This window comes from Massilia sp. DJPM01, assembly GCF_030348125.1.
In the GTDB taxonomy this organism is placed as follows: domain Bacteria; phylum Pseudomonadota; class Gammaproteobacteria; order Burkholderiales; family Burkholderiaceae_D; genus Telluria_A; species Telluria_A frigida.
Genome location: NZ_JAQOZV010000033.1, coordinates 55,257 through 80,634 on the forward strand (window position 1 = coordinate 55,257; position 25,378 = coordinate 80,634).

A 25,378-nucleotide genomic window follows, 5' to 3' on the forward strand; every position below is an offset into this window, starting at 1 on the left:
GCGGCACCAACGAAAAAAGCCACGCAAACGCGTGGCTTTTTTCTCAATTCTGGCTCCCCGACCTGGACTCGAACCAGGGACCTGCGGATTAACAGTCCGTCGCTCTACCAACTGAGCTATCAGGGAATAAAAGAAACATTATATGCTGTAATGATCAGACCATCAAGTTGTTGGCAGTAATCGCTGCAGCACCATGCTCTTCTTCGAACCAATCTTTCGTTCAATTCGAAGAAGCAAGATCTTAAAGGACTTTGGCGATGGCGTCAATCACCCGGTCGATATTTTTCGAATTCAGGGCCGCCACGCAGATGCGGCCGGTGTCGACGGCGTAGATCGAATGCTCAAGGCGCAGGCGCTCGACCTGCTGCTTGCTCAGGCCCGAGTACGAAAACATGCCGACCTGCTCGCGCACGAATTCGAAATCGTGCGCCGGGGCTTTTTCCTTGAGCTTCTGCACGAAGGTGTTGCGCATTTCCTTGATGCGCACGCGCATGCCGGCCAGTTCTTCTTCCCACAGCTGGCGCAGTTCCGGCGTGGTCAGCGCGGTGGCGACCACCTTGCCGCCGTGGACCGGCGGGTTCGAGTAGTTGGTGCGTACCACGCGCTTGAGCTGCGAGAGCAGGCGCGCCGCTTCTTCGGCGCTGGCGCCGACCACACTCAGGGCGCCCACGCGCTCGCCGTACAGCGAGAACGACTTCGAGAACGAATTCGAGATCAAGAGCGGTCCGCCGGCGGCGGCAAACTTGCCGACCACGGCGCCGTCTTCGGCGATGCCCGAGCCGAAGCCCTGGTAAGCCATGTCGAGGAAAGGAATCAGGCCGCCGGCGCTCATCGCCGCGATCACCTCATCCCACTGGGCGGGCGTGATATCGGCGCCGGTCGGGTTGTGGCAGCAGGCGTGCAGCAGCACGATGGCACCCTTCGGCATCGCTTTCAGGTCGGCCAGCATGCCGTCGACATCGACGCCGCGCGTGGCCGCATCGTAGTAGCGGTAGGTGTTGACGGTGAAACCGGCGCTCTCGAACAGGGCGCGGTGATTTTCCCAGCTTGGATCGCTGATATACACACTTGATCCCGGCGCGAAGCGCTGCAGGAAGTCGGCGCCGATTTTCAGCGCGCCGGTGCCGCCGATGGCTTGCACGGTGACCGCGCGCTTCTCTTGAATAATCGCGCTGCCGGCACCAAATACCAGCTCTTGCACGGCGGCGTCGTAGGCGGCCAGGCCTTCGATCGGCAGGTAGGTGCGCGGCGCCAGTTGCTCCATCAGCAGCTCCTCGGCTTTGCGTACGCACGCCAGCAGCGGCACTTTGCCATTGTCGTCATAATAGACACCCACGCCCAAATTGATTTTGGCGGGATTGGTGTCCGCATTGAATGCCTCGGTGATGCCCAGGATCGGGTCGCGCGGGGCCATGTCGATGGCGCTGAAGATGGTGGCGGAAGCTGTTGAAGTCATCGTGGTAAACTTGAGTGTCGGCTGGGTTGTATAGACAGCGACCCATATACTGATTGGGTGTTTCCTGGGCCGCAAGCGGGACACCATTCTAACAAAGGTCTGATCGTATGGCTGAATTATCCGTTGCACACGACCCGTCGCCGACTGTCGTCACCTTCCCCGATTCCCCGTTCAAGCTGCACCAGCCGTTCCCCCCGGCCGGCGACCAGCCGACCGCGATCGAAGGGCTGATCGAAGGCATCAACGACGGGCTCTCGTTCCAGACCCTGCTCGGCGTGACCGGCTCGGGTAAAACCTACACCATGGCCAATGTGATCGCGCGCGCCGGCCGGCCGGCGATCGTGTTCGCTCCGAACAAAACCCTGGCCGCGCAGCTGTACTCGGAGTTCCGCGAATTCTTCCCGCAAAACGCGGTCGAATATTTTGTGAGTTACTACGATTACTACCAGCCGGAAGCCTACGTGCCGCAGCGCGACCTGTTCATCGAAAAAGACTCGTCGATCAACGAGCATATCGAGCAGATGCGCCTGTCGTGCACCAAGTCGCTGATGGAGCGGCGCGACGTGGTCATCGTGGCGACCGTGTCGGCCATCTACGGTATCGGCAACCCGAGCGAATACCACCAGATGATCCTGACCCTGCGCGCCAAGGACAAGCTGGCGCAGCGCGACGTCATCGCGCGCCTGATCCAGATGCAGTACACGCGCAACGAAATCGACTTCGGGCGCGGCACCTTCCGCGTGCGCGGCGACACCATCGACATCTTCCCCGCCGAGCATGCCGAACTGGCGATCCGGGTCGAGATGTTCGACGACGAAATCGAATCGCTGCAACTGTTCGACCCGCTCACCGGGCGCATCCGCCAAAAGATCCCGCGCTTTACCGTCTATCCGGGTTCGCATTACGTCACGCCGCGCTCCACGGTGCTGCGCGCGATCGAAACGATCAAGCTCGAACTGCGCGAGCGGCTGGATTACTTCCGCAAGGAGAACAAGCTGATCGAAGAGCAGCGCCTCGAACAGCGCACCCGCTTCGACCTGGAAATGATGGCAGAAATCGGCTTCACCAAGGGCATCGAGAACTATTCGCGCCACCTGTCGGGCGCGATGCCGGGCGATCCGCCGCCGACCCTGGTCGACTACCTGCCGAAAGACGCGCTGATGTTCCTCGACGAGTCGCACGTGCTGGTCGGGCAGCTCAACGCCATGTTCAACGGCGACCGTTCGCGCAAGAGCAACCTGGTCGACTATGGTTTCCGCCTGCCGTCGGCGCTCGACAACCGCCCGCTCAAGTTCGAGGAATTCGAGGGCAAGCTGCGCCAGACGATTTTTGTGTCGGCCACGCCGGCCGACTACGAGAAAACGCATTCCGACAACGTGGTCGAACAGGTGGTGCGTCCGACCGGGCTGGTGGACCCGCTGGTGATCGTCAAGCCGGCGCTGTCGCAGGTCGACGACCTGATGTCCGAAATACAGGACCGCGTGAAGAAGGATGAACGGGTCTTGGTGACCACGCTCACCAAGCGCATGTCGGAGCAGCTGACCGAGTACCTGAGCGACCATGGCATCAAGGTGCGCTACCTGCACAGCGATATCGAGACCGTGGAACGGGTCGAGATCTTGCGCGACCTGCGCCTGGGCACCTTCGATGTGCTGGTCGGGATCAACCTGCTGCGCGAGGGCCTCGATTTGCCGGAAGTGTCGCTGGTGGCGATCCTGGACGCCGACAAGGAAGGCTTCCTGCGCTCCGAGCGCAGCCTGATTCAAACCATCGGGCGCGCGGCGCGTAACCTGAACGGCGTGGCGATCCTGTACGCCGACCGCATCACCGATTCGATGGCAAAGGCGATCGGCGAGACCGAGCGCCGGCGCGCCAAGCAGATCGCCTACAACATCGAGCATGGCATCACCGCGGTCGGCATCAAGAAGCAGATCAAGGAGCTGATCGACGGCGTCTACAGCCCGCAGCAGGCGCGCGAGACCCTGGACGCGGCCAAGGAAACCGCCAAGGTCGAATCGATGAGCGAAAAGCAGATCGGCAAGGAGATCAAGCGTCTCGAAAAGCTGATGGTCGACCACGCGAAAAATCTCGAATTCGAGAAGGCCGCGCAGGTGCGCGACCAGCTGCATGTCCTCAAGCAGCAAGCATTTGGCGCACCAGGCACCGACAATGTGGTGTCAATCCTTGGCAAGTAAATCGCGGACCGGGGCGGCGGCGCGACGACGCCAAGCGCCCCTTGCGCCGCCCCACCAGCGTCGCTGGCCACGTTCACGCCAGCGACGCTCCCCCTGCCTCACAGCGACTTGATGAACTCGCGTATGCCAGCGAGGAACATCTCGACGGCCATCGCGCTCAGGATCAAGCCCATCAAACGTTCAAAAGCGGTCATCACTTGCGGGCCGAGCTTTTCCTGCAAGCGCTCGGCGCTGAGAAAAACCGCCAGCCACACCAGCGCCACCGCCACCAGCGCGCCCACGTGAACGACGACTTCGACCGTCGTATCCGACGAAAACAGCAGCACCGTGGCCAGCGCCGACGGCCCCGCAATCGCGGGAATGGCCAGCGGCACGATGAACGGCTCGCCGCCCTTTTCCGCATCGCCGAACATGCCGCCCGGCTGGGGAAAGACCATGCGCATGGCGATCAGGAACAGGATCACGCTGCCGCCGATGCGCAGCGAGATTTCGGACAGCTGCATGGCGGCCAGCAGGTGGCGCCCGAAGAACATGAACAGCAGCAGCACCATGAAAGCGATCAGGCACTCGCGCACCACGACTTTCCAGCGCCGCTCGACCGGCACATTGGCCATGGCGCTGACAAACAGCGGTACGTTGCCGAACGGGTCGGTGACCAGGATCAGCAGGATGAAGGTTTGAATAAAAGTTTGGGTCATCCGACATGATAACTTGCCGCACAGCACCTGTACCATTGTGCTGAATTCGTGGCAAAAATCAGACAATTAAACCACCATGTCGAGCGCCATGATATTGAACATGCTCCCCATGAAACGCATGAAATGTGCGCGCTAACATTGCCTCCAGCCATCACCTACCCGCCACCACCTCCGCATTGTTTCGTGTTGACAATTACAACATAGCAGCATAATGTTGCCTTCAATAAAACATTTAAAGGAGATTCACCTTGTCAATTATTCACTACCGCGCTTGTACCTCACTGGGCCTGGCCAGCCTTGGTGCAGTGCTGCTCGCCGCTTGCGGCGGCGGTGGCAACGCACCGGACCAAGTTTCCGCGTCGGCCCCGGCCGCACCGGTCTCCGCGCCGCCTGCCGCGCTCGCCGATGGCGTTGGCACGCAGGCGGAAAGCAGCGCCCTGCTCTCGCTCAAGCCGAGCAATCCGCTGACCCCGGCCCCGCCGCTGGGGCTGCCGGCGCCGGTCGGCACCACCCTGACGACTTTACAGCTGATTAACAAATCCATCTACCAGCAATACAACGTCCCGCTGACGTTCGGGCAAGTCTTTGCGCCTGGCGCATTCCCTGCGGCAAGCGGCCTGGTGGGTGTGTATGCCGGTGCCCAGCTGCCCTTGCAGGTCAACATCAAGGCCAGGCACGCGGACGGATCGGTGCGCCACGCGGTCATCACCGCGATCCTGCCGCAGATGGCTGCGGGCCAGAACGGCACGCTGGCCCTGAACGCGGCCGCCGCGCCGGCGCCGGCCACCGCCACCGGGCCGGGCTCCTTGCTGGCCAGCGGCTTCGACTCGACCGTCAAGCTGACCCTGGCCGGCCAGCTGTACACAGCTTCGGCGGCGCAATTGCTGCAAAGCACCGCGTACCAGACCTGGCTGTCCGGCCCGATGGTCAACGAGTGGCAGGTGTCGGCGCCCTTCAAGTCCGCTGCCGGCGTCAACCATCCGCACCTGAGCGCACGCTTCGCGATCCGCTCTTACACTGGCGGCAACGGGGTGCGGGGCAAGGTCCGGGTCGACGTCACCGTCGAAAACAACTGGGCGTATGAACCAGCGCCGAAAACCTTCACCTACAACGCCGAAGTGCTGATCAACGGCAAAAGCATCTACAACATCGCGGCCCTGCAGCACTATCACCATGCGCGCTGGCGCAAGGTGTTCTGGCCCGAGCTCGAACCGTCGGTCCACATCAAGCACAACACGGCCTACCTGATCGCATCGAAGGCAGTGCCGAACTACGACCAGAGCCTGACCATGTCGCCGACCGCGCTCAGCACCATGAAAACCACCTGGGATGCGGCCAAGCCGGGCCCGATGGGCATGGCCATGGTCGACAAATACATGCCTGCGACGGGTGGCCGCCCGGATATCGGCCTGAACCATGCGTGGGGTGCGATGTATCTGCTCAGCATGGATGAGCGCGCCAAGGAAGTCACCGTGGGCTTGAGCGACCTGAGCGGTAGCTGGCCGATGCACTACCGCGACCGCGTCACCGGCCAGCCGGTGTCCATCGTCGACTACCCGTTCATACGCGACATTCGCATCAGTAGCGACAGCTTCAACCGGGCGCTCAACCGCTGGGAAGACATGCCGCAGTGCACTCCCGCCATCGAGTGCAAGACGCCATACACCCCGGAGACCTCGCACCACCCATCGTTCTCCTACCTGCCTTACCTGGTCACCGGCGACACCTATCACCTGGACGAGCTCAACTTTTGGGCCAACTGGAACCTGATCAACCAGAACCCGGGCTACCGCCAGCATGCCACCGGCCTGGTCAAGAGCCACCAGGTGCGTGGACAAGCGTGGGCCTTGCGCTCGCTGACGCAGGCGGCCTACATCGCGCCGGACGATCATCCAATGAAGGCGTACTTCAACAAGATTATCGACAATAACCTGAACTGGTACACCGCCACCTTCGTGACCGCCAACAGCAACCAGCTGGGCTTCATCGATAACAGCGGTTTTGCGGCGGTAGCCTACACCGGTCCGGGCGGCCCGAAGACCGGCATGTCGCCATGGCAGGATGATTTCTTCACCTCCAGCATCGGCCAGGCGTACGAACTCGGCTACACCAAGTCCAAGACCCTGCTCGACTGGAAAGCCCGCTTCCCGGTCGGCCGCCTGACGGCGCCAGGCTATTGCTGGGTGGATGGTGCGGTGTACGCCCTGTCGGTGCGCGCCACCGAGACGGCGCCCTACTTCACGACCTTCGCCCAAGCCTGGCAGGCGACTTTCCGCGCGGCGGACAACACCGACCTGGTCAATAGCACCGGCCAACGGTATGTGGACCAGCCGTGCGGCAGCCAGTTGCAGGCCAACTGGCGCACCCAGGTCGAAATCGACAAGCGCTCGGGTCGCACGCCATGGCTGGCAGGTGAGATGACGGGCTATGCAAGCTCGCAAGAAGGCTTCCCGGCCAATATGCAGCCGGCGGTAGCGATGGCGGCCAGCACCGGCATCCCGAATGCGCGCGCGGCGTGGGACGTGTTCGCGAAGCGGACGATCAAGCCGGACTACAGCCAGCGGCCGCAATTCGCGATCGTGCCGCGCTGATGTTTGGGGCCGGCAACCGGCCCCGGACTGATACACGATGCGCCAGACGCCGGGCACGCCCCGGCGCCTGGCAGTCCATGCCCTCTTCCACGGCGCACCCGCGGGTGCCGCCTCAATGCGCGCGCAGCACCGTGAGCGCCACCTCGAACTGCTTGCCGTCCAGCGTCAGCAGCACCTCATAGGTCCGCCCGACATCGAATGCCGGCGCGCCATCGGCGCGCAGTCCATCCACGGACAAGGCCGCCGCGCCAGTGACGGCCTTGGGCGCCGCGACCGGCCAGATGCGCCATCCACGACTGTCTTGCTCGGCAGCCGCACTCGGAAGGATGCTGACGTGCACGTGCGCCGTGTGAGGATTGGCGCCGGTGTACTGGCGCGCACGGAAGCCATATTGGCGCGACCAGATGGTCTTGTTGAAAATGACGTAATTGGTGGAGGGATGCAGCAGTGCCGCGCGCACCACCTCCATCGGCGCGATACCGTCCTTGTCGATATCGACCGCATTGACCGAGCTGCGCTCGTTGGGATTGTGGTCGCTGGGGCGCTCGCAGTGACTCTGGTCGCCGATGGTGCCGTCGGAGCGCTTGTCCCGATCCGGCCAGCGCAGGTTGATCTCGGCACGCAAGCGCAGCAGGGAAGGCGCGACATGCCAGGGCCGGCTGCTGCAACTACCCGCTACCCGCACCTCCCTGGCACCGCGATCGTCGGCGGCGTCGGTGCTGATCTCCATCACGTCGAGGGCGCGTTCCTCGTCAACGGACAGCGCCGTTCCGACCAGGCGGCCCGGGTTGTCGTCTTCGCTTTCGATGGTGTAGTCGTTGCGTCTGGCGTCCTCGCTGCCGAGTTCGGCGATCTCGGCGTCCAGGGCGCCCTCGTCAGGCGGGGTGCAGGCCACGCCACCCGGTACCGGGAAAAATCCGCTGCCGACCAGCCAGCGGCCGTACTGCGCAATGCCCGGCCTGAGCGTGCCCACCGGAATCGCCAAGGCCTCCATGGGCGCATTGAGCAAGCCCGCCAGCGCTACCTCGTGCCGCAGGGTATCGGTACCGAGCAGATCGATCGCGGCGGCGTCGGCGCCGACCACCACGGTCAGCGCCGCCGGCAAGCGCCGAAAGCCAAACTGCGCCGGACTGAATGGAACGGAAAACGCGAGGGGCACCGTACGGCTGACGGGCTTCAAGATAGCCGACCCCAGCACCTGGTCGTAGAACACGACCGCAACGCGCAAGTGGACATGCGGATCGAACTGTTCGTCCGGGATCCGGCCAAGGTCCAGCGTTCCGGTCATGGTGGTCATCGTCGGCTCCTGTGTGTGAAGGGGGGCATCGGCTTCCACTGTAGGGATGTTCAGCCGGCCCGCCTACCAGGAAGTCGCTAGCGCTTGTCTCCCATCATGCGCGCACGCGAATGCGCGATCAATCCGGACACTTAAAAGTACCAGGCGCAAGATTTCCGGCACAAAGTGTGGCCGCAACGAAAAAACGGCGGGAGGATCGTGTGATCCATCCCGCCGTTGGCAAGCGTCAGCAACAGTCTTATGCCGGCTTGTCGAACTTCTTCATCCATGCCGACAATTGGTGCGGACGCAGGCCGTCGTAATCCTCGAACGGCTGATGGATCCACGGGTTGTGCGGCAAGTCTTCCAGGAAGTAATCCGGACGGATCGAGGACGTGCCCTTGACCCAGATCACCGCCGACTTGACTTCGGTCACGCCGGTGAAATTCTCGCTCAGGTGACGCGTGACCTTATCGAGCGTGACGCCCGAATCGGCCAGGTCGTCGACCAGCAAGATCTTGCCGGCCAGCGGACCCTTGGTCATCGTCATGTACTTGGCGATATCGAGGTCGCCGCGCACCGTGCCCGCTTCTTCGCGGTACGAGCTGGTCGACAGGATCGCCAGCGGCACATCGAAAATGCGCGAGAACACGTCGCCCGGACGTACGCCGCCGCGCGCCAGGCACAATACCTGGTCGAATTTCCAGCCCGATTCGTAGACCTTGAGCGCCAGGCGCTCGATCAGGCGGTTGTACTCGTCCCAGGACACCCAGAGGTCGTTGTCGGTCGATGGAGGGGTGGTCATGATGATTCCTTACTCTTATTCTGATTATTCGAACGGATGGCGCAGGACGATGGTTTCAACGCGGTCGGGACCGGTGGACACCATATCGACCGGCACGCCGACCAGTTCTTCGATGCGCTTGATGTAGGCGCGCGCGGTGGCAGGCAGCTCGGCCAGCGACTTGGCGCCGACGGTGCTTTCTTTCCAGCCCGGCATCTCTTCATACACAGGTACGCAGCGCGCCGCGTCTTCCGCGCCAACCGGGAAGATGTCGACATCGCGGCCATCGACCTTGTAGCCGGTGCACAGCTTGAGCGTTTCCAGGCCGTCGAGCACGTCGAGCTTGGTCAGGCACATGCCCGACACGCCATTGATCTGGACCGAGCGGCGCAGCAGCGCGGCATCGAACCAGCCGCAGCGGCGCGCACGGCCGGTGACGGTACCGAATTCATGGCCCACCGACGACAGGTGGTGGCCCACGCCTGCATCCGTCGGCAACTCCGACGGGAACGGGCCGGAGCCGACGCGCGTGGTGTAGGCCTTGGTGATGCCCAGGATGTAGTGCAGCATGTTGGGACCGACGCCGGCGCCGGCGGCGGCATTGCCGGCCACGCAGTTCGACGAGGTCACGTACGGATAGGTGCCGTGGTCGACGTCGAGCAGCGAGCCCTGGGCGCCTTCGAACAGCAGGTTGCCGCCGGCCTTGTGCGCCGCGTACAGCTGCGACGACACGTCGCCGACCATTGGTTTGAGGCGTGGCACCAGGGCCATCGCATCGTCGAAGGTCTTCTGGAAGTCGACCGCGTCGGCTTTCAGGTAATTGGTCAGCACGAAGTTATGGTAGTCGAGGTTTTCGCGCAGTTTTTCGGCGAAGCGCTCTTCGTTGAGCATGTCGGCGATACGGATCGCGCGGCGTGCCACTTTATCTTCGTAGGCCGGGCCGATGCCCTTGCCGGTGGTGCCGATCTTGTTGACGCCGCGCGCCACTTCACGGGCCACGTCGATGGCGACGTGGTACGGCAGGATCGCGGGACACGCCTCGGAAATCTTCAGGCGCGACACCACTTCCACGCCGATCGCCTGGAGCTTGTCGATTTCGCGCATGACGTCGGGAACCGACACCACCACGCCATTGCCGATATAGCAGGCCACGCCTTCGCGCATGATGCCCGACGGGATCAGCTGCAAGGCGGTCTTCTGACCTTTGATGACCAGGGTATGGCCGGCATTATGGCCACCCTGGAAGCGAACCACGCCCTGCGCGTTATCGGTCAGCCAATCGACGATCTTGCCCTTGCCTTCATCGCCCCACTGGGTGCCGATGACAACGACATTCTTTGCCACGTTTTTCTTTGACATCACACTTAGCCTAAGTTTTTGAGAATCCAGTTACTGTTTTCGAGGACGAGTACGCGATCGCACTCGAACTCGTCCTGCTCATTGTCGTGACCCGGCAAACTCTGGATCACAACCTCGCCTGCTTTGCGCAGTTGAGCGATTTTTTCACGCAGCTCGGGGGCATTGCCCCACGGAGCCCGGATCGAATGTTTGCGCTCGGCGGTCGGCAAGAGCCGCGCCAGTTCGCGCAAATCGAGCGAAAAGCCGGTCGCGGGACGGGCCCGGCCGAATGCTTCGCCCACATGGTCGTAACGTCCGCCGCGCACCACCGCATTCGGCAGGCCGGGCACGTACAGCGCGAACATCGCGCCGCTTTCGTATTGGTAGCCGCGCAGGTCGGCCAGGTCGATCGCCACGTCGGCGCGGCCCAGGGCCGATCCGGCCAGCGCGGCCAGTTCGGCCAGCGCGCGCGTGATGCCGGGCAGCGCCGGCAAGAGCTCGCGCGCACGCGCCAGCACGTCGATGTCGCCGTACAGGCCGGGCAAGGCCAGCAGCGCGGCGCGGGTGGCCGGCGCGTACGCTGCGCTGATCGCGTCCAGGCCGGGGGTATCCTTGGCGCGCAGCAGCGTGTACAGGGCCGCTTCATCTTTTTTGGCGGCGGCGTCGTCGGCCAGCAGCGCGCGCAGCAAGCCGGCGTGCGACAGGTCGAGGCGCACCTGATCAAAGCCGAAACCGGCCAGGGCCAGCGAGGCGAGCGCCAGTTCCTGCACTTCGGCATCCGCTTCCAGGCCGGCGTGGCCATAGATTTCGGCGCCGATCTGCAGCGGTTCGCGGGTGGCGTGCAAGCCGCTCGGGCGGGTATGCAGCACGCTGCCGGCGTAGCACAGGCGGGTGACCGAATCGCGGTTGAGCAGGTGGGCATCGATGCGCGCGACCTGGGTGGTCATGTCGGCGCGCAGGCCGAGCATGCGGCCCGACATCGGGTCGACCAGCTTGAAGCTGCGCAGTTCAGTGTCCTGGCCGGCGCCGGCCAGCAGCGACTCGACGTATTCGAGCAGCGGCGGCATGACCAGCTCGTAACCGTAGGAACGGAAGTTATCGAGCATCAGGCGGCGCAGCTCTTCGGTCTTGCGCGCTTCGGACGGCAGGACGTCGGCGATATTTTCAGGCAGGAGCCAGTTCGGCATGGGCAACGGGAGATAGTTAAAAATCGGACAATATGGCGCGCACGGTCGTGCTAAATGTAGCGCCGAATCAGCGATTTTACAGGAAAATGGTTTAAGGGAGCCAACAAATGTGCGGGAGGGAGTTGTGGGCTGGTTACGCTTGGCCTCCGCTCAAAAGCAAATGGGCGGGCCTGCAACGCAGACCCGCCCATTTTTGATCCGACCGCCGGTGCTTACTTCTTGGCGGCGGCAGGTGCCGCAGCCCCGCCCGGACTACGGAAATACTTGAAGAACTCCGAATTCGAATCGAGCACCATCACGTCGCCATGGCTCTTGAAGGTTGCGCGGTAGGCTTCCAGCGAGCGATAGAACTTGTAGAACTCCGGATTCTTGCCAAACGCTTCGGCGTAAATCTGCGATGCCTTGGCGTCGCCGTCACCCTTGATCTTCTCGGCGTCGCGGAACGCTTCGGCCAGCATCACGGTGCGCTGGCGGTCGGCATCGGCACGGATCTTTTCCGATTCGGCCGAACCGGTCGAACGCAATTCGTTGGCCACGCGCAGGCGCTCAGCCTTCATGCGGTCGTACACCGACGCATTGATCTGCTCCACATAGTCCACGCGCTTCAGGCGCACGTCGACGATCTGCACGCCGATCTGCTTGGCCTCGGCTTCGACCTTGCGATGGATCGCTTCCATCACGCTGCCGCGCTGACCGGAAATCACATCGCGCACCGTGCGCTTGGTGATTTCATCGTTCAGGGCCGCCTTGACGATCTGGTCCATGCGGCCGCGCGCGCTTTTCTCGCTGCCGCTGAAACTGATGTAGTACAGGCGCGGATCGATGATGCGCCATTTGACGAAGGTATCGACCAGGATGTTTTTCTTCTCCGACGTGATGAAGCGGTCGGCATTGGGCGTATCGAGCGTGAGCACGCGCTTGTCGAGGTAGATCACGTTTTGCAGCGGCGGCGGCAGCTTGAAGTGCAAACCAGGCTCGCTGATCACTTCCTTGATTTCGCCGAACGCGAACACCACGGCAAAGGTGCGCTGGTCGACCACGAACACGGTCGAGGACAGCAGCATCAGCGCGAGGAAGCCGGCGACCAGAATGGATACTAAACGGTTCATTAGCGGATCTCCCGATCACGTGAGGATTCGCGGCTGCGGTTGTCGCGCTGGCGCACCTGTTCGAGCGGCTGCAGCACCTCGGCCGGCAGCGGCGCGGCTTGCACCGGCCCGGACTTGGCGCCGATGGCGGCGTCGTTGGCGGCAGTCTGCGCAATCAGTTTGTCGAGCGGCAGGTACAGCAGGTTGCTGCCGGACTTGGCGTCCACCATGACCTTGCTGGCACTGGTGAAAATCTGCTGCATGGTGTCGAGGTACATGCGGTCGCGCGTGACGGCCGGCGCCTTCTGGTACTCGGTCATCACTTGCGTGAAGCGGGCCGCGTTACCGGTGGCGTTTTCGGTGACCATCGAGCGGTAGGCTTCGGCTTCCTGCATCAGGCGGAACGCGTTACCGCGCGCGCGCGGCACCACGTCGTTGGCATACGCCTGGCCTTCGTTCTTGGCCCGTTCGCGGTCCTGGCCGGCCTTGACGGCATCATCAAAAGCGCCCTGCACCTGCTCCGGCGGCTGCACCACCTGCATGGTGACGTTGTTGATCTGCGCGCCCAGGGCATAGCGGTCGACGATCTTCTGCATCAGCAGCTGGGTATCGATGGCCACCTTTTCGCGGCCCTCGTACAGCACGAAGTCCATCTTGCTCTTGCCGACGATTTCGCGCATCGCCGTTTCGGCGACCATGCGCACGGTGTCGTCGGTATCGTAGTTGTTGAACAGCCAGGCCTTCGGATCCTTGAGCGTGTACTGCACCGCGAACTGGATCTCGATGATGTTTTCGTCATCGGTGAGCATCAGCGCTTCTTGCGGATTCTTGGCGCGCGCGGTACCGCTGGTACCGATTTCGACGGTGCGCAGGTTCGAGACGTTGACTTTTTCGTGGGTCTGGAACGGATACGGCATGCGCCAGTTCAAGCCAGGGCCGGTGGTGCGCGCGTATTTGCCGAAGGTCGAAACGATCCCGACCTGGCCTTCCAGCACGCTGAACACGCCGCTGGCAAGCCAGATAAAGGCGACCACCGCCGCCGCCGCGCCGACCGTGGCGCTGGCGCCCTTCATGTCGGGACGGTAGGGGCCACCGCCCGTGTCGCCGCCGCCCGGTCCCTTGGGACCGAACAGGCGGTTCAGGCGCTGGTTGAAGTCGCGCCACATCTGGTCGAGATCGGGCGGGCCCTCGCCGGGACGTTTGCTGTCCTGCAGCAGGACAGTGGGCGGCGGCCGGATGCCGACGCGTTTGAGTAATGAAGCAAGCATGCTATCGAGGTCCGACAATGGTGGAGGTTGGAATTTCGGCCGGTTGCGCGTCCCGTGCATCGTCCGCATCGTCTGCGTCGTCAGCATCGTGGCCGGACGCATGGTCTGCGTCGTCGCCATCGGGCGCGTCATCCGGTTCGGCATCGTCCTGCTCTTCAAAAAGATGGCTGCGCGCTGGCGCGGCCCTGGCCGCTTCGACCACGGCTTCGCGCAGCATGTCGAGGCCGGCGCCGGTGTGGGCGCTGATGAATACGCGCGAAATATTGCCCGCTTCATCGCGCTCGACCGCTGGCTCGAGGCCGGCGGCATCGATCTTGTTCCACACCAGGATTTGCGGAATATGATCGGCGCCGATTTCCTTGAGCACCAGGTTGACCTGTTCGATCTGTTCCATGCGCACCGGGCTGGCACCGTCGACGACGTGCAGCAGCAAGTCGGCGTGGATGGTTTCTTCCAGGGTGGCGCGGAATGCCGCCACCAGCTGGTGCGGCAGTTCGCGCACGAAACCGACCGTGTCGGACATGACCACGTTGCCCACTTCTTCGCCCAGGTAGACGCGGCGCGAGGTCGTGTCGAGCGTGGCGAACAACTGGTTGGCGACGTACACGCCGGCCTTGGTGAGCGCGTTGAACAGGGTCGACTTGCCGGCATTGGTGTAGCCGACCAGCGAGACCGAAAAGGTATGGCTGCGCCCGCGCGAACGGCGCTGGGTTTCATGCTGCTTGCGCAGCTTGGCCAGACGCGCGCGCAAGGCCTTGACGCGCTCGCCGATCAGGCGGCGGTCGGTCTCGAGCTGGGTTTCACCCGGACCGCGCAGGCCGATACCGCCCTTTTGCCGTTCGAGGTGAGTCCAGCCGCGGATCAGGCGCGTGGCCAGATGCTGCAGCTGCGCCAGTTCGACCTGCAGCTTGCCCTCGTGACTCTTGGCGCGCTGCGCGAAGATGTCGAGGATCAGGCTGGTGCGGTCGAGGACGCGGATATTCAGGCGTTTTTCCAGATTGCGCTGCTGGGCCGGAGACAAGGCGTGATTGAAAATCACGATCTCGATGTTCTGGTCCACGCAGGCCAGGCCGATTTCGTCGGCCTTGCCGCTGCCGACAAAGTAGGCAGCGTCCGGACTGGAACGCTTGGCGGTGATGGTGGTGATCGGGTCGGCGCCTGCCGAACGGGCGAGCAAGGACAGCTCTTCCACGCTCGCGTTGAAGTCGCCAGCGCCGAAATCGATGCCGACTAGTGCTGCGCGCATAGGCCTCCCTGCAGGGCCAGGCGACCCGGGGTGGCGACGCCCATGGCCTTACTCAGCTTCGGAATCAAGATTGAGATTAACCGCGCGTGCCGGAACAACGGTGGAGATCGCATGCTTGTAGACCATCTGGGTCACCGTGTTACGCAGCAAGACCACGTACTGGTCGAAGGACTCGATGTGGCCCTGAAGTTTGATCCCGTTGACCAGGTAGATCGAGACGGGAACGTGCTCTTTGCGCAAGGCATTGAGGAATGGGTCTTGTAACAGTTGCCCTTTGTTGCTCATAACAGCTCCGTGATGTTGTTGTAGTAAAGAATTGGAGGCGACTCGCTGGTTTTTCAAGTGCCGGGACCATCATTGTTGTGAGGCGAATGATGTCCCTGGGTTACTGTAACCTGTTTTGCAATTGTCTGTCGGACGTCCGCGCCTACTTGGACGTGCGCGCAAACGGGTTTTTACCCACGCGCAGCTCGATCCGCAGCGGCGTACCTACCAGATTGAAGGTGTCGCGGAAATGCTTCTCGAGATAGCGCTTGTACGGCTCGCCAATGGCGTCGAGCGAGTTGCCGTGAATGACGATGATCGGTGGATTTTGCCCGCCCTGGTGCGCATAGCGCATTTTGGGACGGATCGAGCCCTTGCGGCGCGGTTCCTGCTTCTCGACCGCTTCGATCAGCGCGCGCGTCAGGCGCGGCGTGGACAGGTCGGCGGTGGCGGCGGCATAGGCCGCGTCGACCGACTTCATCATCGGCGCGATGCCTTGCGACTTCAGGGCCGAAATGAAGTGGGTCTTGGCGAACGAGAGGAAATCGAGCTTGCGGTCGATGTCGATCTTGATTTCGTCGCGCTCGTCGGTGCGCAGGCCATCCCACTTGTTGACGGCCACCACCAGCGCGCGGCCCGATTCCAGGATGAAGCCGGCGATGTGCGCGTCCTGTTCCGAAATATCTTGCTGGGCGTCGAGCAGCAGGATCACGACGTGGGCTTCCGAAATCGACTGCAGGGTTTTGACGACCGAAAACTTCTCGATCGCTTCGAATACCTTGCCGCGGCGGCGGATACCGGCCGTGTCGATCAGGGTGTAATTCTTGCCTTCGCGCTCGAACGGCACTTCGATCGAGTCGCGCGTGGTGCCCGGCATGTCGAAGGCGATCACGCGCTCTTCGCCGATCAGGGTGTTGACCAGGGTCGACTTGCCCACGTTCGGACGGCCGACGATGGCGATCTTGATGCCGCGCGCGGCCGGTTCCAGTTCTTCCTGGTCGTCCGGACGCTGGGCGAAGGCTTCGTTCAAGGCTTCCTCGACCAGGTCGGTCACGCCGTCGCCGTGGGCGGCCGAAATGACGTACGGGTCGCCCATGCCGAGTTCGTAGAAATCGGCCACGACGGAGCTGTACTTCATGCCCTCGCCTTTGTTGACGACCAACATCACCTTGCGGCCCGACTTGCGCAGGAAGTCGGTGATGGTCTTGTCGTGCGGCGTCAAGCCCTGGCGGCCATCGACGATGAACACGACCACGTCCGCTTCGGCGACGGCCTGCTTGGTTTGCAGGGCCATCTGGAACATGATGCCTTCCTTGGCGACCGGCTCGAAGCCGCCCGTGTCGATGACGAGGAAGGGGCGTTCACCGACCCGGCCTTCGCCGTAGTGACGATCGCGCGTCAGGCCAGGCAAGTCGGCCACGAGCGCGTCGCGCGAGCGGGTGAGGCGATTGAAGAGTGTCGATTTCCCGACGTTGGGGCGACCAACTAATGCGATTACCGGCTTCATGGTGTTTTTATTCGACCGCGATAGCGGTCACTGTCCCAGATTGTGTTTGAAAGATCAGGTTCGAACCGGCCACCATCGGGGGCGCCGTGATGGCGCTCCCGTCGGTGGCGGCGCGCGCCAGAAAGGAACCATCTTCCCGTGACAGGAAGTGGATGAAACCCTGGTAATCGCCGACCGCCACCGTGCGCGAATACGACACGGGGGTGGACAGGCGGCGATAACTTAATTTGTCGTTTTTCCAGGCGCTCACGCCGCCTTCGCGGTTAAAGGCCGAGACGGCGCCCTTGTCGTCGGCGGCGAACACGAAGCGCTGGTCGACCGCCACGCCGACATCCGACGACAGCTCCTTGGTCCAGCGCGCGGCGCCGGTGGCGATGTCGAAGCAGCCCACGCGGCCCTGGTAGGACGCGGCGCACACTTCCTGGTCGATCACGACCGGGGTGCCGCCGATATCGGTGACGCGTTCGAGTTCGGTCGCACCGCGCGCTTCGCCGACCGCCACTTCCCAGCGCGCCGCGCCGGTGGCCAGGTTCAGCGACAAGAGTTTACCGCCCGGCTGGGCGATGACGACGTCTTTGCCGATCACCACCATGCCCGGCGCATTGCGCAAGGTCAGTGGCGGCGAAACGCGCTGCACGGTCCATTTTTTCTCGCCCGTCTTGGCGTCGAGGCCGACGATGCGGTTGTCGACCGAGCGCACCACCACCACGCCATCGCCCACGACCGGACTGGACAGCACTTCGCTGGAGGCCTGGGCCTTCCACAGCAGCTTGCCTTCGAGATCGTAGGCCAGCACGCCACCCTTGGCGCCGCCAAAGACCAGCATGCTGCCATCGGTGCCGACGCCGGCGGTCAGGCCGGTGTCGGCCTTGATGCGCCACAGCTGCTTGCCGCTGGCCGCGTCGACCCGCGCGATGGCGCCATCGGCGCCGGCCACAACCAGCGACTGGTTGACCAGCGCCGGCGTGAAGACGTAATCCTGGGCCTTGCCGATATCGAGCTTCCAGGCGGTGCGCACCGCCATCGAGCCCTTGAGCTCGACCAGCGGCGCGGGCTCGTTGCCCTTGGATTTGGAGGCGAAAGGATTAAGCGAACTCAGGGTGGAGCAGCCGGCCATCAGGGCCAGCACACTCACACCGATAAGTTTCTGGGTAATACGCATAGTCATGGACCTTGTTCTGGGTAACTTGTTGATGCGGACCTGGCGACCGCTCAGGCGGCCGCTTTGGTCTCGGGCACGCTGCCACCGATGGCTTCGAGCTTGAGCATGACCACGGCGCGGCCCGGATGCTGCTCGTCCATCGTGGCCAGCGCGGCCAGGTAGGCGCTGCGCGCTTCGGCGATCTTGTTCTGCGCGACCAGGATGTCGCCCTTGCGGTCGGCCACGGCGCCAGTGAACTGCGGCAGGAAGCTGGTGGCCAGCAGTTTCAGGCCTTCATCGTAGGCTTTCTCGTCGAGCAGCACGCCGGACAGGCGCAGCTTGGCGATCGACTTGTACTCGTCGTTGCCGTTGTCGATCACCCATTGCAGATGGACCTTGGCCGCTTTCAGGTCGCTGGCGTCGAACGCGCTCTTGGCGGCCATCAGCGCCGTCATGGAGGCGTAGGCGCTCTTGGCGTACTTGGTGCGCACGTCGCCGGCGATGCGCTGCACCTTGGTGTTGTCCTTGGCGGCGACCGCGGTTTGCATCTGCGTGTACAGGCCAGAGGCTTCCGCCGCGTTGACGCGCTCCTGGCGCTTCCACCAGGTATAGCCGGAGTAGGAACCGGCGGCGACGATCAGCAACACCATCAGCATGGTGCCGTACTTGCTCCAGAAGGCCTGCATTGCGGCCAGTTGTTCTTGTTCTTCGAGATCGTATGCCATGTCATTCTCAACGTAGTTAACTACTGATTAATCGGAATCGGGGTGCCGCCTTGCGCCTAGTGATGGTAGTGCACGTGCTCGTGATCGTGGTCGTGCTCGTGGGCGCCCACGATCTGGTTGACCAGGTAGTCGACCACGTCGTCGAACGGCACGCTGGCCTGCTGCTCGCCCTCGGCGCCGCGCATCGACTTGACCGCCGCCGTGCGCCTGGCGATTTCATCGTCGCCCAGGATCACGGCAAAAGCCGCGCCGCTGCCATCGGCTTTTTTCATCTGGCTCTTGAAGCTGCCGGGACCGCTCGCAGCGGCGCAATGTAACACAACATCCAGGCCGGCATCACGGATGCGCTCGGCCAGCACGAAGGCTTGCATGCGCGCTTGCTCGCCCTGGTGCACCATATAGACATCGCATTCGGACGGATCGTTCGGTTCTCCCGCCTCTTTCATCAGCTCCACCAGGCGCTCGATGCCCATGGCGAAACCGACCGCCGGGGTCGGCTTGCCGCCGAAGCTTTCGATCAGCGGATCGTAGCGGCCGCCCGCACACACAGTGCCTTGCGAGCCGAGCTTGTCGGTGACCCACTCGAACACGCTGCGGTTGTAGTAATCGAGCCCGCGCACCAGGCGCGGGTTGACGGTGTACTGGATATTATTGTGGTCCAGGATGCGTTTCAAGCCTTCGAAGTGCAGCACCGATTCGCCTTCCAGGTAGTCGAGCAGCTTGGGCGCCTTGTTCACCAGCTCTTGCATGGCAGGGTTCTTGGTGTCGAGGATGCGCAGCGGATTGGCGTGCAGGCGGCGCTTGGCTTCGTCGTCGAGCAGGTCGGCGTTGGCTTCGAAATAGGTGATCAGGTCGGCGCGGTGGCGCTGGCGCTCGGCGGCGTCGCCGATCGAATTGATTTCGAGGCGGATGTCTTCCAGGCCCAGGTCGTCCCACAGGCGGCGGCACAGCATGATCAGCTCGGCGTCGATATCCGGACCGGCAAAGCCGACCGCTTCGGCGCCCACCTGGAAGAACTGGCGATAGCGGCCGCGCTGCGGACGCTCGTGGCGGAACATCGGTCCCGAGTACCAGACGCGGCGCGGGCCGTCGTACACCAGGTTGTGTTCGATGACGGCGCGCACCACGCCGGCCGTGCCTTCGGGGCGCAGGGTCAGCTCATCGTCGTTCATCGAATCCTTGAACGAGTACATTTCTTTTTCGACGATATCGGTCACCGCGCCGATGGCGCGCTTGAACAGCGCCGTATCTTCGACGATCGGGGTGACGATCTTTTGGTAGCCGTAGCTTTTCAGGACCGAATGCACCGTGTTTTCAAACAGCTCCCACAGCGGCGCGTCGGCCGGCAGGATATCGTTCATGCCCTTGACGGCAGTGATCTTCGTTGCTTTTTCTTTTTTGTTATCTGACATATTTTAAAACTCTTTGTATGTTAAGGCGTCCCGGCTTGCAAGCCGGGGACCGCTGCGGCGGCAAGCGGCATGCCGCTTGCAACCCCGCCTCCGCCATTTGTAAGTTGCTTACCGTAAGTGGTTTGTACGTAATTCAGGACAATCGCCTGGAATTCTTCAACGATCTTGTCGCCGCGCAGGGTGACAGTTTTCTTGCCATCGACGAACACCGGCGCGGCCGGCGATTCGCCGGTGCCCGGCAGGCTGATGCCGATGTTGGCGTGCTTCGATTCGCCCGGACCGTTGACGATGCAACCCATCACGGCCACATTCATGCCTTCCACGCCCGGATACGCCTTTTTCCATTCCGGCATCTGCTCGCGCAGGTAAGTCTGGATGTTGTCGGCCAATTCCTGGAAGGTGGTCGAGGTGGTGCGCCCGCAACCCGGGCAGGCGATCACCATCGGCGCGAACTTGCGTAAACCCATGGTTTGCAGGATTTCTTGCGCCACGATGACTTCGCGCGTGCGGTCGCCGCCCGGTTCCGGCGTAAGCGAAATGCGGATCGTGTCGCCGATGCCTTCCTGCAGCAGCACCGACAGCGCGGCGGTCGAGGCAACGATGCCCTTGCTGCCCATGCCCGCTTCGGTCAGGCCCAGGTGCAGCGGATAGTCGCAGCGGCGCGCCAGTTCGCGGTACACCGCGATCAAATCCTGCACGCCCGAGACCTTGCACGAGAGGATGATCTGGTCGCGTCCGAGGCCGATTTCCTCGGCGCGCAGGGCGTTGTCGATGGCCGAGGTGATCAGCGCCTCGTACATCACCGCCTGCGCGCTCCAGGGCTCGGCGCGCTGGGCGTTTTCATCCATGATGCGCGCCAGCAGCGACTGGTCCAGGCTGCCCCAGTTCACGCCGATGCGCACCGGCTTGTTGTACATGATGGCCGTTTCGATCATCTGGGCGAACTGGCTGTCGCGCTTGGCGCCCTGCCCCACATTGCCCGGATTGATGCGGTACTTCGACAGCGCGCGCGCGCACTCGGGGAAGTCGCGCAGCAAGGTATGGCCGTTGTAATGGAAGTCGCCCACCAGCGGGACGTCGATTTCCATCTTGTCGAGCTGTTCGCGGATCAGCGGCACGGCGGCCGCGGCCTCCGGCTTGTCGACCGTGATGCGTACCATTTCGGAGCCGGCGCGGGCCAGTTCCTTGACCTGGATCGCGGTGCCGATCACGTCGGCCGTATCGGTGTTGGTCATCGACTGCACCACCACGGGCGCGTCGCCGCCGACCCAGATTTTGCGTTCGCCATGCGACACCAGCACGCGCCGGCTGCTGCGCCGCACGAGGGGCCCGGAGGGGATCGCCAGATTCGAAGAAGACATGAACAAAGACCTATTACTTGAGGTTGACTCTGGAAACGCGGCCGTTATTCGACGGCAAGGCCACCGTATCGCCGCGCAGGGTGGCGCTCACGCCATCGGGCTTGCCGACGATCAGGGTGACCGGCTCGCCCACTTCGACCGTTTCGACGGTGCCGGCCTTGAGCAGGCGCGACAGCAAAGGCGCACCCTTGGCACGCCGCACTTCGACCCAGGAATCGGCGCGCACGTTCAGCACCAGGGTATTCGATCCGGGCGGCGCGGCCGGCGTGGCAAGCGCTGGGGCGCGAGCGGCAGCGGTGGCAACCGACGCGGTCGGCGGGGGCAGTACCGACACCAGCGGCGGTGCCGCTGCGATGACCGGTTTGCGCTCGTCCGGCTTGACCAGGGTCGTTTCCAGCGGTGCCACAAGCGGCTTGTCGGCAACGACCGGCGCCGGCAGTACCGTGACGCTCGCTTGCGAACCGGAGGCGGTAGCCGACGCGGTAGCCGACGCGGTAGCCGGCGCGCCGGCCGGGGCGGTAGCCGACGCGGTAGCCGGCGCGGTAGCCGGCGCGGTAGCCGACGCGCTGCCAGAGAGCAGCGCCGACGGCACCAGCCCGAAATGCCAGGCGCCGGCAGCGGCGGCCACCACCAGCACGGCCGCGCCGATCAGGCCCAGCGGCAGGCGCGAGCGCTTGCCATTGGTCGGAAAACGGACTTCGGAAAAGGTGGCGGGCTTGTCGCGCCGCACGGTCCGGCCGTTGCCGGACTCGGCCAGTTCGGGGGATTCCAGCGAAATCATGGCCACCAGCGGCGCCGCGTCGAGCTTGACGACCTTGGCGTAGGCGCGCACGAAACCGCGCACCACGGCCGGTCCCGGCAAATTGGCGTAGTCGCCCGCTTCCAGCGCGGTGACCTGGCGCACGGCCATTTTCAGCTGGTCGGCGACCTGTTCCACCGTCCAGCCCATCGCTTCACGCTGGGCGGCCAGGGTCTTGCCCGGCAAACCGTGGTTACCCGCGGCGTTTGCCCCCGCGTTCGTGCCCGCTGCCGGTTGTTCTGCCCACTCTGAACTCATCGTCGATCCTGTCTCACTCATCAAATGCACCGCGCTGGAAGGCTGCGAATTCGGTCGAGCCGGGATGGCGCCGGCGCAACTGGGTCACCAGGCTCGTCTCCGAATCCTTGTTGCCCAGCTTGCGTTCGACGCGGATCGCCAGCCACAGCACATCGGCGGGCAAGACTTCCGGTTTCGCGACCGCTTTCACGCGGTTGATATAATTACCGGCGCGCACGTAGTCGCGCCGCTCGTAGTAGACCCGCGCCAAACCGGCATTGACCGGCATCAGGTCGGGCTCGAAACGCATGGCGTCGAGCAGGTAGCGCTCGGCCGCGTCGAAACTTTTATGCTTGATGGCGCATCCACCGGCATTGACCATGGCCTTGACCGGCGACTGGTAGCGCGGATTTTTCAGGGCAACCTCGAACTGGGCCATCGCCGCCGGGTAGCGCTCGGTCTGGCACAGGAAGGAACCATAATTGTTGTTCAGGTCGGGATTGAGCGGCGCCAGCCGCATCGCGCGCTGGTAATTCTCTTCCGCCAGCACCATCTCGCCCATGCTGGTGTAGATCAGGGCGCGCACGCTGTAGGCGTCGGCGATCTCGGGATCGATGGCGATGGCTTGCTTGATCTCGTCCAGGGCAACCGTGTAATTGCCTTCCTGGTAGTAACCGATGGCCAGCTGCATGCGAATCGACGCACGCTTGTCCTTGTTGGTCTGGTCGGAGCTGGTTTTCAGCTCCGTCTTGCTGCCCTGCAGGCCGATGGCATTGGCAGTGTCGTTGCGGGTGCTGCTGGTGCTCACGCAAGCCGACAGCGCCAGGCCGGCGGCGCACAGCGCCAGCAGCGGGCGCCAAGGACGGGACGATGGCCGCGACAGGCGCGCGCTCAAGAAGGAATCTCCACGATGCGCCCGAAATCGGCGCCGAACTTCTTCTGGTATTCAGCCATTTTTTCCATGCGCTCCTGTACGCGGGTACGGTCTTGCACTTCGCCGGCCAGCTGGCCGCAGGCGGCATCGATATCGTCGCCGCGCGTTTTTCGAATCGTGGTCACGATGCCGGCATCCATCAGTACCTGGGCGAAGGCCTTGATGCGCGGATTCTTCGAGCGCAACAAGCCGGACTCAGGGAAAGGATTGAACGGAATCAGGTTAAATTTGCACGACACGCCGAGCACCGGGTCCAGCACCAGCGCCACCAGCTCGCGCGCGTGCTCGTCGCTGTCGTTGACGCCGTCGAGCATGCAGTATTCGAAGGTGATGAAGTCGCGCGGGGCGAATTCGAGGTAGCGGCGGCAAGCCGCCATCAGCTCGCGCAGCGGGTATTTTTTGTTCAGCGGAATCAAGCCATCGCGCAGCGCATCGTTTGACGCGTGCAGGGAGACGGCCAGCGCCACCGGCACTTCCTGCGACAGCTTGTCCATCATCGGCACCACGCCCGAGGTCGACAGGGTCACGCGGCGGCGCGACAGGCCGTAGGCGTTATCGTCGAGCATGAGCTTGAGGGCGGTCACGGTCGGCTCGAAATTGAGCAGGGGCTCGCCCATGCCCATCATGACCACGTTGGTGATCTGGCGCTCGCCCTTGGGACCGGGTTCAATGCCCTTGGTGCGGCGCAGCTCGAATTCGGCCATCCACAGCTGGCCGATGATTTCGGCCACGGTCAGGTTGCGGTTGAAGCCCTGCTTACCGGTGGAACAGAAACGGCAATTGACGGCGCAGCCGGCCTGGGTGGAAATGCACAGGGTGCCGCGGTTTTCTTCCGGGATGAACACGGTTTCGACCGCGTTGCCATTGCCTACGTCGACCAGCCACTTGCGCGTGCCATCAAGCGAGGTGTGGTCGCTGATCGTGGCCGGCGCGCGGATTTCGGCGCGCGTGGCCAGCTTGTCGCGCAGCGACTTGGCCAGGTCGGTCATGGTGTCGAACTCGCTGGCGCCGAACTGGTGTATCCAGCGCTGCAGCTGTTTGGCACGGAACGGCTTCTCACCCAAGTCGGCGCAGTAAGCGACGAGTTGCGCGGGATCGAAGTCCAGCAGGTTGGTGAGAGTCGTCATAAGCATTCTTTATTCAGTCAGGACTGGGTTCAGTCGGGAAAACATGCCACCTGCCCGGGGTGCCGGGCAGGTGGCGTCATACATTGTCAAGCAGCCAAGAGACTGATTAACGGGAGTACACGTTCAGTGCTGGGAAGTAGTAAGCGATTTCCACAGCAGCGGTTTCAGCGGCGTCGGAGCCGTGAACCGCGTTGGCATCGATCGAATCGGCGAAATCGGCGCGGATCGTGCCTTTTTCTGCTTTCTTCGGATCGGTTGCGCCCATCAGGTCACGGTGGGTCGCGATGGCGTTTTCGCCTTCGAGCGCTTGCACCATGACAGGACCCGAGATCATGAATTCGACCAGGTCCTTGAAGAATGGACGTGCGGCGTGCACGGCGTAGAAGCCTTCTGCTTCAGCGCGCGACAGATGCATCATGCGGGCAGCAACCACTTTCAGGCCAGCGCCTTCAAAGCGGCTGTAGATTTGACCGATGACGTTTTTTGCAACTGCGTCTGGTTTGATGATCGACAGGGTGCGTTCGATTGCCATTTGTAAAAACTCCAATAAAAAGAAAGGTTTAATGTCAGGTGATGAGACCCAATCAACCTTCGATTTTACCATACAACACCCCTTTTTGAGGGATATTGCACGGCCGCCCGCAGAAGTGTTAGAGTGGCGCCAGCAAATACACGCGGGCGCAAGCGCGATTTTGCGCGCTTTTCTCCCGCCGTGCTATTCTTTTAGTGAGCATTACTTTTTTA

The 25,378-nt window shown here is 63.0% G+C and carries 21 protein-coding genes and 1 tRNA gene; 2 read left to right on the top strand and 20 right to left on the bottom strand.

Annotated features, from left to right (window positions below):
- Positions 1 to 50: 50 nt before the first annotated feature.
- Both PO883_RS20550 and PO883_RS20555 read right to left on the bottom strand, forming a co-directional pair.
- A tRNA-Asn gene (locus tag PO883_RS20550) sits at positions 51 to 126 on the bottom strand.
- 115 nt (positions 127 to 241) lie between these two features.
- Entirely contained in the window at positions 242 to 1,456 is a 1,215-nt protein-coding gene (locus PO883_RS20555) for an amino acid aminotransferase (protein WP_289311396.1), read from the bottom strand.
- A 107-nt stretch (positions 1,457 to 1,563) separates the two neighbouring features.
- On the opposite strand from PO883_RS20555, the gene uvrB reads away from it, so the two are divergent.
- Positions 1,564 to 3,651 carry an excinuclease ABC subunit UvrB gene (uvrB, locus tag PO883_RS20560; protein ID WP_289311397.1) on the top strand — a complete coding sequence of 696 codons (2,088 nt, stop codon included), beginning with the start codon at positions 1,564 to 1,566 and terminating at the stop codon, positions 3,649 to 3,651.
- A gap of 98 nt (positions 3,652 to 3,749) precedes the next feature.
- Here the strand turns inward: uvrB and PO883_RS20565 are convergent, their stop codons facing one another.
- On the bottom strand, positions 3,750 to 4,349 hold the full coding sequence (locus PO883_RS20565) for a MarC family protein (RefSeq protein ID WP_289311398.1): 600 nt from the start codon (positions 4,347 to 4,349) through the stop codon (positions 3,750 to 3,752).
- A 248-nt stretch (positions 4,350 to 4,597) separates the two neighbouring features.
- Here PO883_RS20565 and PO883_RS20570 point away from each other — a divergent pair, with 248 nt between their 5' ends.
- On the top strand, positions 4,598 to 6,940 hold the full coding sequence (locus PO883_RS20570) for a hypothetical protein (protein WP_289311399.1): 2,343 nt from the start codon (positions 4,598 to 4,600) through the stop codon (positions 6,938 to 6,940).
- A 112-nt stretch (positions 6,941 to 7,052) separates the two neighbouring features.
- On the opposite strand, the gene PO883_RS20575 is transcribed toward PO883_RS20570, so the two are convergent.
- The 17 genes from PO883_RS20575 to ndk all read right to left on the bottom strand — a co-directional run bounded on the left by PO883_RS20575 (position 7,053) and on the right by ndk (position 25,166).
- The gene (locus tag PO883_RS20575; protein ID WP_289311400.1) at positions 7,053 to 8,237 is read right to left on the bottom strand and encodes a hypothetical protein; all 1,185 of its coding nucleotides are present in this window, start codon (positions 8,235 to 8,237) and stop codon (positions 7,053 to 7,055) included.
- Between the two features lie 238 nt (positions 8,238 to 8,475).
- A complete protein-coding gene (locus tag PO883_RS20580; protein ID WP_054263762.1) occupies positions 8,476 to 9,021 on the bottom strand; it encodes a phosphoribosyltransferase in 546 nt (181 codons plus the stop codon).
- A 24-nt stretch (positions 9,022 to 9,045) separates the two neighbouring features.
- Complete coding sequence (locus PO883_RS20585; protein ID WP_167089400.1) at positions 9,046 to 10,359, bottom strand: adenylosuccinate synthase; 1,314 nt, start codon at positions 10,357 to 10,359, stop codon at positions 9,046 to 9,048.
- A 5-nt stretch (positions 10,360 to 10,364) separates the two neighbouring features.
- Positions 10,365 to 11,525 carry an ATP phosphoribosyltransferase regulatory subunit gene (locus PO883_RS20590; RefSeq protein WP_289311401.1) on the bottom strand — a complete coding sequence of 387 codons (1,161 nt, stop codon included), beginning with the start codon at positions 11,523 to 11,525 and terminating at the stop codon, positions 10,365 to 10,367.
- Between the two features lie 212 nt (positions 11,526 to 11,737).
- Entirely contained in the window at positions 11,738 to 12,634 is an 897-nt protein-coding gene (gene hflC, locus PO883_RS20595; RefSeq protein WP_289311402.1) for a protease modulator HflC, read from the bottom strand.
- On the bottom strand, positions 12,634 to 13,881 hold the full coding sequence (gene hflK / locus PO883_RS20600; protein WP_289311403.1) for an FtsH protease activity modulator HflK: 1,248 nt from the start codon (positions 13,879 to 13,881) through the stop codon (positions 12,634 to 12,636). Before hflK ends, hflC begins: the two co-directional genes overlap by 1 nt.
- A gap of 1 nt (position 13,882) precedes the next feature.
- A complete protein-coding gene (hflX, locus tag PO883_RS20605; RefSeq protein WP_289311404.1) occupies positions 13,883 to 15,127 on the bottom strand; it encodes a GTPase HflX in 1,245 nt (414 codons plus the stop codon).
- Positions 15,128 to 15,175: 48 nt separating this feature from the next.
- The gene (gene hfq, locus PO883_RS20610) at positions 15,176 to 15,412 is read right to left on the bottom strand and encodes an RNA chaperone Hfq (RefSeq protein ID WP_026354376.1); all 237 of its coding nucleotides are present in this window, start codon (positions 15,410 to 15,412) and stop codon (positions 15,176 to 15,178) included.
- A 142-nt stretch (positions 15,413 to 15,554) separates the two neighbouring features.
- Positions 15,555 to 16,898 carry a ribosome biogenesis GTPase Der gene (der, locus tag PO883_RS20615; protein WP_289311405.1) on the bottom strand — a complete coding sequence of 448 codons (1,344 nt, stop codon included), beginning with the start codon at positions 16,896 to 16,898 and terminating at the stop codon, positions 15,555 to 15,557.
- A gap of 7 nt (positions 16,899 to 16,905) precedes the next feature.
- Entirely contained in the window at positions 16,906 to 18,060 is a 1,155-nt protein-coding gene (bamB, locus tag PO883_RS20620; protein ID WP_289311419.1) for an outer membrane protein assembly factor BamB, read from the bottom strand.
- Between the two features lie 50 nt (positions 18,061 to 18,110).
- The gene (locus PO883_RS20625; protein ID WP_289311406.1) at positions 18,111 to 18,764 is read right to left on the bottom strand and encodes a tetratricopeptide repeat protein; all 654 of its coding nucleotides are present in this window, start codon (positions 18,762 to 18,764) and stop codon (positions 18,111 to 18,113) included.
- Positions 18,765 to 18,820: 56 nt separating this feature from the next.
- Positions 18,821 to 20,176: a histidine--tRNA ligase gene (hisS, locus tag PO883_RS20630; RefSeq protein ID WP_289311407.1), complete on the bottom strand. Its 1,356-nt coding sequence runs from the start codon at positions 20,174 to 20,176 to the stop codon at positions 18,821 to 18,823.
- Positions 20,177 to 20,196: 20 nt separating this feature from the next.
- Positions 20,197 to 21,537, bottom strand: a complete 1,341-nt coding sequence (gene ispG, locus PO883_RS20635; protein ID WP_289311408.1) for a flavodoxin-dependent (E)-4-hydroxy-3-methylbut-2-enyl-diphosphate synthase — start codon at positions 21,535 to 21,537, stop codon at positions 20,197 to 20,199.
- A gap of 13 nt (positions 21,538 to 21,550) precedes the next feature.
- Positions 21,551 to 22,594 carry a helix-turn-helix domain-containing protein gene (locus PO883_RS20640; protein ID WP_289311409.1) on the bottom strand — a complete coding sequence of 348 codons (1,044 nt, stop codon included), beginning with the start codon at positions 22,592 to 22,594 and terminating at the stop codon, positions 21,551 to 21,553.
- Between the two features lie 13 nt (positions 22,595 to 22,607).
- Positions 22,608 to 23,468 (bottom strand): type IV pilus biogenesis/stability protein PilW, encoded by an 861-nt coding sequence (gene pilW, locus PO883_RS20645; protein ID WP_289311410.1) that lies wholly within the window; start codon positions 23,466 to 23,468, stop codon positions 22,608 to 22,610.
- Positions 23,465 to 24,634 carry a 23S rRNA (adenine(2503)-C(2))-methyltransferase RlmN gene (gene rlmN, locus PO883_RS20650; protein ID WP_167089420.1) on the bottom strand — a complete coding sequence of 390 codons (1,170 nt, stop codon included), beginning with the start codon at positions 24,632 to 24,634 and terminating at the stop codon, positions 23,465 to 23,467. Before rlmN ends, pilW begins: the two co-directional genes overlap by 4 nt.
- A 106-nt stretch (positions 24,635 to 24,740) precedes the next feature.
- Positions 24,741 to 25,166: a nucleoside-diphosphate kinase gene (gene ndk, locus PO883_RS20655; protein WP_167089422.1), complete on the bottom strand. Its 426-nt coding sequence runs from the start codon at positions 25,164 to 25,166 to the stop codon at positions 24,741 to 24,743.
- Positions 25,167 to 25,378 lie beyond the last annotated feature (212 nt).

Excerpts from the sequence above, each read along its gene's own strand:
- PO883_RS20555 (WP_289311396.1), bottom strand. The coding sequence starts at position 1,456 with ATGACTTCAACAGCTTCCGCCACCATCTTCAGCGCCATCGACATGGCC.
- uvrB (WP_289311397.1), top strand. The coding sequence starts at position 1,564 with ATGGCTGAATTATCCGTTGCACACGACCCGTCGCCGACTGTCGTCACC.
- PO883_RS20565 (WP_289311398.1), bottom strand. The coding sequence starts at position 4,349 with ATGACCCAAACTTTTATTCAAACCTTCATCCTGCTGATCCTGGTCACC.
- PO883_RS20575 (WP_289311400.1), bottom strand. The coding sequence starts at position 8,237 with ATGACCACCATGACCGGAACGCTGGACCTTGGCCGGATCCCGGACGAA.
- PO883_RS20580 (WP_054263762.1), bottom strand. The coding sequence starts at position 9,021 with ATGACCACCCCTCCATCGACCGACAACGACCTCTGGGTGTCCTGGGAC.
- PO883_RS20585 (WP_167089400.1), bottom strand. The coding sequence starts at position 10,359 with ATGTCAAAGAAAAACGTGGCAAAGAATGTCGTTGTCATCGGCACCCAG.
- PO883_RS20590 (WP_289311401.1), bottom strand. The coding sequence starts at position 11,525 with ATGCCGAACTGGCTCCTGCCTGAAAATATCGCCGACGTCCTGCCGTCC.
- hflC (WP_289311402.1), bottom strand. The coding sequence starts at position 12,634 with ATGAACCGTTTAGTATCCATTCTGGTCGCCGGCTTCCTCGCGCTGATG.
- hflK (WP_289311403.1), bottom strand. The coding sequence starts at position 13,881 with ATGCTTGCTTCATTACTCAAACGCGTCGGCATCCGGCCGCCGCCCACT.
- hflX (WP_289311404.1), bottom strand. The coding sequence starts at position 15,127 with ATGCGCGCAGCACTAGTCGGCATCGATTTCGGCGCTGGCGACTTCAAC.
- hfq (WP_026354376.1), bottom strand. The coding sequence starts at position 15,412 with ATGAGCAACAAAGGGCAACTGTTACAAGACCCATTCCTCAATGCCTTG.
- der (WP_289311405.1), bottom strand. The coding sequence starts at position 16,898 with ATGAAGCCGGTAATCGCATTAGTTGGTCGCCCCAACGTCGGGAAATCG.
- bamB (WP_289311419.1), bottom strand. The coding sequence starts at position 18,060 with ATGCGTATTACCCAGAAACTTATCGGTGTGAGTGTGCTGGCCCTGATG.
- PO883_RS20625 (WP_289311406.1), bottom strand. The coding sequence starts at position 18,764 with ATGGCATACGATCTCGAAGAACAAGAACAACTGGCCGCAATGCAGGCC.
- hisS (WP_289311407.1), bottom strand. The coding sequence starts at position 20,176 with ATGTCAGATAACAAAAAAGAAAAAGCAACGAAGATCACTGCCGTCAAG.
- ispG (WP_289311408.1), bottom strand. The coding sequence starts at position 21,537 with ATGTCTTCTTCGAATCTGGCGATCCCCTCCGGGCCCCTCGTGCGGCGC.
- PO883_RS20640 (WP_289311409.1), bottom strand. The coding sequence starts at position 22,594 with ATGAGTTCAGAGTGGGCAGAACAACCGGCAGCGGGCACGAACGCGGGG.
- rlmN (WP_167089420.1), bottom strand. The coding sequence starts at position 24,634 with ATGACGACTCTCACCAACCTGCTGGACTTCGATCCCGCGCAACTCGTC.
- ndk (WP_167089422.1), bottom strand. The coding sequence starts at position 25,166 with ATGGCAATCGAACGCACCCTGTCGATCATCAAACCAGACGCAGTTGCA.